This is a genomic window from Streptomyces sp. NPDC054841 (assembly GCF_053611045.1).
Genome location: NZ_JBSGZO010000287.1, coordinates 1 through 11,111, shown reverse-complemented (window position 1 = coordinate 11,111; position 11,111 = coordinate 1). Strand labels below are relative to the sequence as shown.

Annotated in this window: 10 protein-coding genes; 7 read left to right on the top strand and 3 right to left on the bottom strand. The window is 71.8% G+C overall.

Annotated elements, in window-relative coordinates:
• The first annotated feature begins 336 nt into the window (after nucleotides 1–336).
• Nucleotides 337–969 carry an NUDIX domain-containing protein gene (locus ACWGI8_RS29765; RefSeq protein WP_453665553.1) on the top strand — a complete coding sequence of 211 codons (633 nt, stop codon included), beginning with the start codon at nucleotides 337–339 and terminating at the stop codon, nucleotides 967–969.
• A gap of 1 nt (nucleotide 970) precedes the next feature.
• Here ACWGI8_RS29765 and ACWGI8_RS29760 read toward each other — a convergent pair whose 3' ends face one another.
• Together ACWGI8_RS29760 and ACWGI8_RS29755 are read right to left on the bottom strand one after the other, a co-directional pair.
• On the bottom strand, nucleotides 971–1,858 hold the full coding sequence (locus ACWGI8_RS29760) for a hypothetical protein (RefSeq protein ID WP_453665551.1): 888 nt from the start codon (nucleotides 1,856–1,858) through the stop codon (nucleotides 971–973).
• On the bottom strand, nucleotides 1,855–2,346 hold the full coding sequence (locus ACWGI8_RS29755) for a hypothetical protein (RefSeq protein ID WP_453665549.1): 492 nt from the start codon (nucleotides 2,344–2,346) through the stop codon (nucleotides 1,855–1,857). The genes ACWGI8_RS29760 and ACWGI8_RS29755 overlap by 4 nt, the downstream gene beginning before the upstream one ends.
• Before the next feature lie 218 nt (nucleotides 2,347–2,564).
• Between ACWGI8_RS29755 and ACWGI8_RS29750 the strand changes: the two genes are divergently transcribed.
• The 5 genes from ACWGI8_RS29750 (at nucleotide 2,565) to ACWGI8_RS29730 (ending at nucleotide 7,050) form a co-directional block, all read left to right on the top strand.
• Nucleotides 2,565–3,356, top strand: a complete 792-nt coding sequence (locus ACWGI8_RS29750; protein WP_453665548.1) for a 2-keto-4-pentenoate hydratase — start codon at nucleotides 2,565–2,567, stop codon at nucleotides 3,354–3,356.
• Nucleotides 3,357–3,420: 64 nt separating this feature from the next.
• Complete coding sequence (locus ACWGI8_RS29745; protein WP_453665547.1) at nucleotides 3,421–4,293, top strand: acetaldehyde dehydrogenase (acetylating); 873 nt, start codon at nucleotides 3,421–3,423, stop codon at nucleotides 4,291–4,293.
• An 11-nt stretch (nucleotides 4,294–4,304) separates the two neighbouring features.
• Nucleotides 4,305–5,330, top strand: coding sequence for a 4-hydroxy-2-oxovalerate aldolase (dmpG, locus tag ACWGI8_RS29740; protein ID WP_453665545.1), 1,026 nt, complete (start codon nucleotides 4,305–4,307; stop codon nucleotides 5,328–5,330).
• Nucleotides 5,327–6,196, top strand: a complete 870-nt coding sequence (locus ACWGI8_RS29735) for a beta-ketoacyl-ACP synthase 3 (protein WP_453665544.1) — start codon at nucleotides 5,327–5,329, stop codon at nucleotides 6,194–6,196. The genes dmpG and ACWGI8_RS29735 overlap by 4 nt, the downstream gene beginning before the upstream one ends.
• A complete protein-coding gene (locus ACWGI8_RS29730) occupies nucleotides 6,193–7,050 on the top strand; it encodes a GNAT family N-acetyltransferase (protein WP_453665542.1) in 858 nt (285 codons plus the stop codon). The genes ACWGI8_RS29735 and ACWGI8_RS29730 overlap by 4 nt, the downstream gene beginning before the upstream one ends.
• Nucleotides 7,051–7,360: 310 nt before the next feature.
• Here ACWGI8_RS29730 and ACWGI8_RS29725 read toward each other — a convergent pair whose 3' ends face one another.
• On the bottom strand, nucleotides 7,361–10,468 hold the full coding sequence (locus ACWGI8_RS29725) for an alpha-N-acetylglucosaminidase (RefSeq protein ID WP_453665541.1): 3,108 nt from the start codon (nucleotides 10,466–10,468) through the stop codon (nucleotides 7,361–7,363).
• Nucleotides 10,469–10,575: 107 nt separating this feature from the next.
• Between ACWGI8_RS29725 and ACWGI8_RS29720 the strand changes: the two genes are divergently transcribed.
• Entirely contained in the window at nucleotides 10,576–11,049 is a 474-nt protein-coding gene (locus ACWGI8_RS29720) for a hypothetical protein (RefSeq protein ID WP_453665539.1), read from the top strand.
• Nucleotides 11,050–11,111 lie beyond the last annotated feature (62 nt).

Here is an 11,111-nt window from a genome sequence, read left to right as displayed (position 1 = left end):
CTCAATTCACTGATCAGCGGCTTCCTTACGCCCGATCGGCCAACGCGGCGCAACGAGCGCCCAGTTCGCATCAGATGCGATTCGCGCCGGTTCCGGAGTACGCCGGAAACGTGCCGTAGCCCGGGGAAAACGGTGAACTGGCCGTCGCTACTGCGCTGATCCGTCGCTGGGCGTGCTCCCGTTCGCCCAGGCTACGGGCTCTACGATGAGCCGGTGACCGAGACGCTGCCCCCCGTGGGTCTTGACCTCTTCGATGTGCAACGGCTTCACCTAGTGGAGGTTGAAGCGCCGCCGCTGTCACCCGAGGATGAATCGGCCAGAGACCGTGTGTGGGACATGGCGGTTCAGGCCAACCCGACCCTCTTCGACGGGCCGGTGGTGGCGTGCGCGCAACTGGGATGGACCGGGCCGCACGCCCTGCGCCTCTCCTGGGCGCGGGTGACCTACCGGCACTACGCCCTGCGCCGGGTTCTGAGTGCCACCGCGCTGCCGTCGTTGTTCGTGAACGTCGTCCAGCCGACCGATGACGGTCGTGTACTGGCGGCGAGGATGTCGCCGTCCACGGCCGCCCCGGGCCGCTGGCAGCTGCCGGGAGGTTCGGTAGAGCCGCCCCAAGACGGCGAAGCTCTGGATGAGGCCGCACTGTGCGGGCAGGCGGCGCGGGAGCTGGTCGAGGAGATGGGGATCGACACGGGCCCCGAGGCGTTGCGGCTGTGGGCGGTTACCCGCGGGGAGAACAGCAGCGTTGGTCTGACCTACCTCGCCCCGGCCCTGCCGGAGTCAGTGGTGCGTGAGGGCTTCGCCGCTGCGGCGAGGGCGGAGCGTGCCCAGGGCCGTGAACCCGAACTCGATGAGATCGCGCTTGTGCGATCCCCGGACGAGCTGGCCGGCCTGGTCGGTCCGCACGCGGACTACCTGGAGCCGGTCGTCCGCCGGTACACGCGGGCGCCGCTGCGACACGGCGCCTGACTCACCCGTTGGCGAGGAAGTCGCGGGCGCGTTCGTCGAGTTCGGCCGCACACCGCAGGCCGCGGGCCCGGAAGCGGGCGAGGTCGCCCCTCATGCGGCTGACTGCCTTGCGGGTGCGGACGGAGCGGACGCCGTCCATGTGGTCGATCGCCCGGTGCCAGGTGGCGCACGCCTGCTCGATGCCGCCGCGCTTGAGGTGCATCTCGGCGCCCGCGACCAGGTCGAGGGCGACGATCCGGGCGTAGGTCTCGGCCGGGCGGGCGGTGGCGGCGAGGGCGTACTGCTCGGCTGCGGCCTGGTGGTCGCCCAGGGTTTCGTGGACCTTGGCGGTGCGGGAGTACACGGAGGCTGCCGGCGGGCCCCACGTCAGGGCCCAGAAGGCGACCTCATCGCCGGGGGCGCCGACTAGCCGGGTGCGAGCCTGTTCGGCCTCGGCGAGGGCGCCACGGCGTTTGCCGATCTTGGCCAGGGTGTGCGCGTGGACCACGCGGAAGAGGGCTTCGGTCTCGGCGTCCACCCGCCCCTTGGCGCGGTTCAGGCCCGTTTCGGCGAGGCCCTGGCAGTGCTCGGGGCGGTGGAGTTTGAGGCCCTGCATGGCCATGGTGCGCATCACGAACCCGTCCTGCCCGGGGATGCCGGACTCGGCGGCCAGCGCGTAGGACTGGAGGTAGTAACGCTGGGCGAGTCCCTGCTGGCCTGCGTCGTAGCTCTTCCACCCCAGGAGGTGAACGCCGCGGCTGGCGGCCGAGAGCATCTGCTGGCGGACCTCGTCGGTGCGGAAGCGTGCCCGGCACAGCGGGGCGACGTCGTCGCGGAGGTAGGTGACCAGAGCGCTGCGGCCGTGCTGTCCGCCGTGGCGTTCGTCCATCTCGGAGAAGGCGCGGATCATGTCGCGGACGGCGGCGACCTCTGCATGCCGACGGTGTGGCCGGTGCGGGCCGCGGCGGTGCGGGCGGCGATCTCGTGGACGTGGGAGAGCGGCAGGGCTGCGGCGGCCACGGAGTAGGCGGAGGCCGTCAGGAAGCGGCGGCGGTCCAATTCGTACCTCCACATCGGTAACAAGGCGTCCAACGGGTCGTCTCCGAGGGACAGCCCGATGGTGTCATTGTCCGCTTCGCCCGCAGCGGCGGGGAGGCCGAGTTCGGCGAGGGTCAGGAGGCGGCCCAGGCGCCGGGACAGGGCGACGGCAAGGTAGCGGCCGGTGTCACCCCGGGGCGTTGCTCCGGCGATCCAGTGCTCCACCGCGCTCTTGTTGGTCTGCAAGGCGGCGCCGCATTCGGCGGCGACCGCCCGCACGGCCTTGGCTAAGGCTTCGTAGGTGAGGCCGGACTCGGCGACGAGGTCGCGGAGTAGCTGGTTCGGCGTGCGTGTGGTCATGAGCACCTGCCCGTATATACGCGATATACCGCTTGGCCTGCCCGCCACCGTACCGCCGTGAACCCGTCGCGGGTTGACTCTTCATCAGGCCAGGACGCCCTGGGCGCTCGGCAGAGCCGAGCCCCGGCCCCGGTGGCCTGTGGGCGGCGCCCCGCCCCGGATCTGCTCCTGCGCCCTTTCTCCGACAAGCGCACGGATACCCCTTGGGAGGGATCTCCTTGGATGATCGGCGAGTTCGGTGGATCAGCGACGAGGCGACGGCCCTGCGGGCCGCGGAGCGCGACCGGGTTCCGGTGGCTTCACTGACCGAGCGTCGGGGCGGACTGGCCCTTGAAGACGCCTACCGGGTCCAGGCGGCGGGGGTCGCGCGGCGGATCGCGGGTGGGGCCCGCGTCATCGGGCACAAGGCGGGGGTGACCTCCCAGGCCATGCAGGAGCAGATGGGGGTCGGCGAGCCGGATTCCGGTGTCCTCCTGGACGACATGGTGCTGCCCAGCGGCAGCAGCCTGGTCCGGAGCGAGCTCATGCAGCCGCGGGTGGAGGCGGAGATCGCCTTCCGGCTCGGCCGCGACCTGGCGGGCCCGGACATCGATCTGGAAGCCGCCCGGAGGGCCGTGGCCGGGGTGTTCCTCGCCCTGGAAGTGATCGACACACGGTTCACGGGCTGGCGGATCACCGTGGCGGACAGCATCGCGGACAACGCGTCCTGCGCACGCGTCGTCACCGGCGCCATGGTCCCGTTTGACCCGGACGTGAACCTGGCCGCCGAGTCGCTGGTGGTGAGCGTGGACGGCACGGCCGTGGCCACGGGCGAGGGCCGGGCGGTACTCGGAGATCCGTTCCGTGCGCTGGTCTGGCTCGCGGACCGGCTGGCCCGCTTCCGCGCCGGCCTGAAGGCCGGGGACCTGGTCCTGGCCGGGGCGGTGCACGCCAGCCTCCCCCTCGAAGTCGATTCGACGGTGCGGGCTCACTCGGCACATCTGCCCCCGGTGGAGCTCCGCGTCACCTGACCCTCGCGGCCGAGGGCGGCCGTACCCGCCATCACGTACGTCATCCACGAAGAAGGGACAGCCCATGGCTGCTGACGAACGACGCACGAGCGTCGCGGTGCTCGGCGCGGGACTGATCGGGATCGATCTCGCCGACAAGATCCAGAGCTCGAAGAGCCTGGACCTGCGCCTGGTGGTGGGTCGCAGCAGAGAGAGCCTGGGACTTGTGCGGGCGGCCGACATGGGGTGCGCGACGACCTCCGGCGGAATCGCCGCCCTGCTGGAGTCCGGCCCCTTTGATGTGGTCTTCGACGCCTCGAACGCCGACGTCCACGCCGATCACTGGGAGGCCCTGCGTGAGACCGGCACGACGCTGATCGACCTCACCCCCACGCAGCTCGGAACGGTCATCGTGCCGACCGTCAACGGAGGTCAGGCGGCCGCACACCGGCACATCAACCTGGTCAGCTGCGGCGGCCAGGCGGCCATCCCGGTTCTGCACGCCGTGGCCCAGCACTGCACCCCGGCCTACATCGAGGTGGTGTCCACCGGGGCGAGCACGAGCGCGGGCCGGGCCACCCGGCTCAACCTCGATCAGTACATCGCCACCACCCAGGCCGCGATCCGCTCCTTCACCGGCACTCACCAGGTGAAGGTGATGGTCAACCTCAGCCCCGCGCGGCCGGCGCCGCTGTTCCGGGTGGTCATGACTGTACTGGCGCCCGATCTGCGCCCCGGCCCGGTCGGCGCCGCCGTCGCATCCGCCGCCGAGGAAGTCCGGGCGTTCGCGCCCGGGTTCGCGGTGAACTCCGTCGAGGTGCAGGACGGGCGGATCTCGGTCGCGGTTCAGGTGACCGCCACCGGAGGCCGCATTCCCAAGTACGCCGGAAATCTCGACATCATCAACGGCGCCGCCCTGCTGCTCGCCGAGCAGCACGCCGCCGCCCCGTCCCGGTGAAGGAATCTCCCATGGACGTATCCACCAGCGGCCATCGGCCCCAGGTACTGATCCACGACCCCACCCTCCGCGACGGCCACCACGCTGTCGGCCACCAGCTCGATGCCGTCCAGCTCCGCGACTACGCCGCAGCCGCCAACGCCGCCGGGGTGCCGGTGGTCGAAGTCGGCCACGGCAATGGCCTCGGCGCCAGCAGCCTCCAGATCGGGCGGGCCAAGCTCCCCGACGCGTCGATGCTGAAGGTCGTCCGCGAAGCCCTCACCGATTCCAGGATGGGCGTCTTCATGGCCCCCGGCTGGGGCACCGCCGACGACCTGCACGCCGCCGTGGCGCACGGGGCGGACGTGGTGCGGATCGCCGCGCACTGCACCGAGGCCGACGTGACCGAACGCCACCTCGGCGCCGTACGCGACCTCGGGGCCGAGGCCCAGGGCGTCCTGCTCATGAGCCACATGGCCAGCCCCGGCCAGCTGGCCGAACAGTGCGCCCTGCTCGCCAAGTTCGGCGCGCAGGCCGTGGGCATCATGGACTCCGCCGGCCACTACCTCCCGGCCGACGTGATCGAACGCGTCCACGCCATCGCCAGGGCGGTCGACGTGTCTGTGATCTTCCACGGCCACAACAACCTCTCCCTGGCCGTGGCGAACTCCATCGCCGCGATCGAGGCCGGAGCCTTGATCATCGACGCCACCGCGCGAGGCTTCGGCGCCGGCGCCGGGAACACCCAGCTCGAAGTCCTCGTGGCCGTACTGGAACGCCGGGGCTTTGACACCGGAATCGGGCTGCGCAAGGTCCTGCACGCGGCGGACGTCGCCGAAGCGCGGCTGATGAAGACCCAGCCGGTCATCGACTCGGTCAGCCTCGTCAGCGGCCTGGCCGGGGTTTTCTCCGGCTTCAAGAAGCCGGTGCTGGCAACCGCCCGGCGTGAGGGCGTCGACCCGCTCGATCTGTTCCTCGCGCTCGGCGAGCGGCAAGTGGTCGCGGGCCAGGAAGACCTCATCGCCGACGTCGCCCGGCAGCTGAAGGAGGCCCGATGACCACCCACGACGCACCCGGCGCGGCCGGGCCGGGCGAGCGGGCCGCCGTCCTGTGCGGCATCGGGGCAGCCCTGCCGGAAACGGTCGTCACCAACGCCGACCTGACCGCCCGGCTGGACACGACGGACGAGTGGATTCGCTCCCGTACCGGCATCGCCCAGCGGCACATCGCCGGCACCGACCTCACCACCGAGGACCTGGCGGTCCAAGCCGCAACGGAAGCCCTGGCCCGCTCCTCATCCGTGCCGGTACAGGCATTGGTACTGGCCACGACCACCCCAGACCGGTGCTGCCCCGCCACCGCCCCCGCCGTGGCCACCCGGCTCGGCCTGACCGGCATCCCTGCATTCGATCTCGCGGCGGGCTGCACCAGCTTCCTCTACGCCCTGGCGACGGCGGCCGGACTCATCGCGGCCGCCACGGCGGAGGCCGTCCTCGTCATCGGCGCGGACCGGCTCGCAGCCCTCCCCGCCCCCGACGACCGTACGACCGTCCCCCTGTTCGGCGACGGAGCAGGCGCCGTAGTCCTGCGGCGCGGCACCGTGGCAGAGAGCGGGGCACTCGGGCCGGTACTGCTCGGCAGCGACGGCACACACGCCGACCTGATCCGGGCCCCGCGCCCCGGCGCCCTGCGGATGGAAGGCGCCGAGGTCTTCCGTCACGCCGCCGACCGCATGTCCACCGCCTCCCGCCAGGCCGCAGCGGCGGCCGGCTGGGCCTTGGACGACGTCGAGCGACTCGTGCCGCACCAGGCCAACGCCCGGATCACGGGCTTCACCGCCCGCCAGCTCGGCATCCCCGCAGACCGCCAGCTCCACAACGTCGAGCCGAGCGGCTGCGGCCCCTTCAGGAGCGGGGCGCGGTGATCTCCGCGAACTCCACATCCTCGAACGGCTACGCCCGCCGGCTCGGCTGGGAGGCCCCGGTGCAGGTATTCGCCTGGACCGTCGCCACCGACGACCTCAAGACGTCGTTCTCCGGCGAGGACTTCGAGATCGAGTACGGCCTCACCGAAGACGCCCAGGCGCTCCAGAGGGACCTTGCCCGGCAGTGGAACGGCCCCGTGCTCCGGCCCGCCTGGTGGTCCGCCTGGAAGGAGAGCAAGAGCGCCCTGACCACGTACCGCTTCAACAGGCCCGGCCATTCCACAGCCGGAGTGCTGTCGCTGGCCACGAAGCGGCGCGAGCGTCACGGCATGAGCCTCGTCGTCCACGATTTCTGGGCGGCGAGTCAGCCGACCGCGGCGGCCATGCTCGCCTTCCTCGGCCGCCACAACACCCGCGCCGAGACCATCGAGTTCCGTCGCGGAGCCCTGCCGCCCTATCCCACCCTGCTGCACAACCTCCACCGCTTCAGGCCCATCGCCGAGTCCTGGCACCCCTGGATGCTGCGCATCCTCGACGTCCCCGAGGCCGTCCGACTTCGTGGCTGGCCCGCCGACCTCACCACCGCCGTCCCGATCGAGATCGAGAACGAGACCGGCGACTCCTGGGACCGCTGGATGTTCCAGGTGAAGGCCGGAGCGGCCGAGATCACCCCCACCCAGGTCGAAGGACAGGTGACCTTCACCCGGCGCCAGCTCGCGGTCTGGTACGCCGGTGGCTACAGGTCCGCCGCCTCGGCCCGGATGGCCGGGCTCCATGCCGTGTCGGAGAAGGCGCTCGCGTCCCTCGTCCGCAGTACGGCAGACCTCGAACCCTGGCTGCCCGACCACTTCTAGCGGCTACGGGTGCTCGCAGTGCGCCACGCGACACCCAAGGCGGGGGGCCGCGCGTGCCGCCGCCGTACAACCGACGGCGCAGGTCGTCGCGACGAACGGCAGGCTGCTCCCCAGGGCTTGTTCCGTGCCTACGACTCCAGCCGCGTTCGGCGCCGGACTGACCGACCCGCCCGCCGGACAGCGGGGTGGAGCCGAGATCGCGGAGGTTGGCGACGGTGGTGGCGGGGATCGCGGTCATGACGGCAGTCTCCAGCGGGCGATTTCTAGTGATTGGAGGGGAAACGTTAGTCGACGACACCCGGCGTACGGCTCAGGCCGACGGCCACCCCGACAGCCCGCTGAACTCGACCGTGCCCCGCGCCCCGGTGCCGCCGTGCGCCGCCGTCATGAACAGTCCCGCGTCCTGTGCCGTCGCCACGCCCGGCACCGGGACCGTGGCGACCAGGCGCCAGGTGCTGCCGTCGTCCGTGGAGAACGCGCCGGTGAACCGGTCACCTTCGCGGCTCAGTCGCAGCAGCACCGGGGCCCGCACCCCCGGGACGCGCCGGTAGGCGTCGAGCGTGCCGTCGCCGGTCGAGTCGTACGAGAGCACCACACCGTTCGCCGGGGTGACCGCGAGATTGACGAAGCCCGGGGAGCCGGTCGTCGCCAGGCTGTTGCGTACGACGATGCCCGCCCGGGCCCAGGGACCCGTCGCAGGCTGGGTGTCCACCCGGAGCGTCGGACTTCCGCCGTCCCGCAGCGCGCCCTGCCGGTAGAGCGCGCCGAACTGCTCGGTCGCCTGCCACAGGTCGACGCCGCTGCCGTTGATCGCGAAACGCCCGTCCAGCTGCCCGAACACGGCGCTGTTGCTCGCATACGTACGCCACCCGGCAGCGAGCGGCCCGGCGATGTGCAGGTTCCCCCGCTGGACGGCGGTGACCGGGTCCTCGCCCTGCGGGCCGTAGGTGGTGCGCAGTTCGTACGGGAGCGGCTCCAGCGGGGAGGTGAGCGGCCTTGGCGGTGCCTGGACCGTCCAGGCCGCCGTCGCCGAACCGGCCGCCGGAACCGGCGGCAGCAACCGGGCGGGCTGCTCGCCGAGGCCGGTGAGGCCGACGTCCACCGGGCCCGTGGCGCGCAGCCCGTTCACATTGCGGAAGACCGCGGTGACCTCTGCGGTTCCGCCCGGCTCCAGCACCGCGGGCCTGGCGGTGAGGGCGACGGTGCCCTGGTAGGGGGCCCGGGACAGCACCTCGTACACCCGGCGCGCCGTGCGGTACGGATCGTGGAGCGGCCGCAGCGGAAAGCCGCTGCGTTCCCGCGTCCACGGCTCCTCGACGGCGTACCAGTCGAACGTCCTGGGCGGCCTGCCTTGCGCCAGCGCGTCCTCGTGCTCTTCCAGGAACGCCTGCCACTGCGGCAGATGGAAGTCCCCGATCAGGCCCTGCCAGTCGCGGTTGGCGTAGTTGGCGAGCCGGCCGTTGTCGGCGGTGACCCGGTCCGCCCAGGTGGTGACGAGGACCCGCGCGGTGCGCTCCAGCTCCGCCCGCTCCGTGTCCGACGAGGCCATGCGCTTCGCGTCGTCCAGCCACGGCCCGAGCAGGAAGGCACGGTGCGACCCGCTCATCTCCTCACTGAGCCGCATCAGCTTCAGCCACAGCCGCGCCAGGGTGCGCAGCGTCGCGAGATCTCCGCGGGCGTAGGCGGCATCGAGGTGCGGCAGCAACTGCCAGGAGCGGTTGGCGAGCGCCTGACGGGCGAGGTCGGTGAGGTCGTAGCGGTACGCGTCGGACCCACGCAGCCGCTCCCGTACGCCCAGCAGCGCCGCGAAGGCCTGGTCGAGCACGCCGGCGTTGTAGGCGGGCGTGTGGGTGGCGTAGTACGTGCCGGAAGCCGCGGTCAGCGACGGCCGGGCGGCGAAGATCGAGTCGTGCGGGCGGCCGTCGCGGCTGCTGATCCGGTACACGGAGTCCCGCAGCGCGGCGAACGCGGCGCGGGCGTCCTCGTCCCGGCCGCCGTAGCGCAGATCGGCGTACGCCGCGAACCACTCGTCGCGGTCGATCGTCTCCTCGCGCCACGCCAGCTCGGAGAACAGCTCGAGCGCCAACGGGTCGCGCTCGGCGGCCTCGGGCATGTAGGCGGTGCCGACGAGGGCGGAGCCCGGTTTGTCGCGCCACGCCGTGAACCGCTCCGTCCAGGTGTGGGTCTTGGCGCCGAGCATGGTCCGCCCGCCGAAGTTCGGGATCGTGCCGAACGCGTAGGGCGCGCCTCCCCAGTCCTTCTCGCGGTCCTTGACGGAATCCAGATCGGAGAGCCCGTCGACGACGAGCAGATGCCGCTTGTCGAGGGCGTCGAGCAGTTCGCGGCGAGGATTGGCCTGCCAGCCGAGGATCATCCAGGTCGCGCCGGGGCGGGCGGTCCGCAGGGCACGCTCGACGGCGCGGGCGGCGTCGGGTACGGGCACGTCGCCCGCCGAGCCGCCCTCGTGCAGCAGATCCATCTTGAAGTGCCGCACCTCACCGAAGAGATCCCGCTGGTGGCGGTAGAACGCGGCGGCGACCCGCTCGAAGGCCTCGGTGCGCGGATCGAGCCAGTCGGGACGCCGCAGGCCGGACCAGTTGCCCTGCGGGACGGTGCGCGCGCCGGGATTGCGGTCGGCGAATCCGTCGGGGACGGTGCCGAAGTAGCCGGGCATGACGGGGGACATGCCGAGCTCGCGCAGCCGTACGGCGATCCGCCGGCCCAGCTCGGCGCGCTTCGCGATCAGCTCGGGGCTCATCGGGCCGCCGTACGCGCTCATGTTCTGCAGCAGCCACCACGGCTGGTGGGAAGGGGCGGGCAGCCAGGTGCGCGCCTCGGTGCCGGAATAGCCGAAGTCCTGCAGGAGGAGGTGGTAGACGGCCTCCTGGCCGGCCGTGACGAGGACCTCGTTGCAGCCGTGCAGTGCGAGGACGTCGATCAGCCGCTCCCAGCGGGGCCAGTCGGCGTACGGGGCGGTGTAGCCGTCATGGGTGTCGTTGAAGGCGAACCGGTGCGGGACGGTGGCTTCGCGTTCGAGGACGCGATCCGGCGCGGGCAGCCGCTCCGGAAGGTCCAGTTGGGTACCGGACCAGGAGATATGGGCTCCGCACACATACTTGAGGTACCAGTGGACGCCGGTGAGCAGCACGGCCGGGCCGGTGCCCGCGACCTCGACACGCCCCGTGGTGCCGGAGACCCGGAAACGCTCGGAGCCCGGCTCTCCGTGCAGGGCCGTGAGCCGGAACTGTCGCGCGTGCGCGGGGAGGAGCCTGTGGAGCGCGGCCCGGGCCGCGGCCGTCCCCGCAGCCGCCCCCGCGTTCGGGCCGACGGAGGCCCCCGACGCGGGGGACGCGAAGGCCGTACCCACCCCGATCGCCCCGGCCGTGCCCAGCAGCGAACGTCTCGACAGTCCGGTCATCGGCGCTCCTCCGTGTTGCTCGTGAGACAACAGGTGCGTGTGCGTCGCGCGGCACGTTACTCGGAGTTCGGCAGCGCGCCAGGGTGCCGAGCGGGCACGATGGCCGGATGAGTACGGAACGAGCCCGATTCACCCCTACGGCACAGATAGCCCTGGCCGCACTGGCCCTGACGGCCGTCACGGCCCTCACGGCATGCGGCGCGAACGACGAAGAGGCCCCCGAAGTGCCGAAGACGGCGACGGGGACCCTGGAACAGCTGGCGAAGCAGGCCGAATGCGAGCCGAACATCCAGACGGATGCGAAAGAGCTCCGGCAGGCCAACTGCACGACGAAGGACGGCAAGTATGTGCTCGCCACCTTCGCCACCGACCGCGGCCAGCGCGAGTGGATCAACGAGGCCAATGACTACGGCGGCTCGTATCTCGTCGGCAGGAAGTGGGTCGCGGTCGGTGAGCCGAAGGTGGTGACAGCGCTGCGCGGCCGGCTCGGTGGGACCGTGGAGACCGCCTCGTCACATGACCAGCACGCGGGGAGCAGTGGTGGCAGTGGGGGGAACGAGGAGCACTCCGGCCATCATTGAGCAGGCCGCGCAGGTAGGGGGGAAGGGTGGTGAGCGGCGCCGAACCCCGGGTCTCAGGCTGG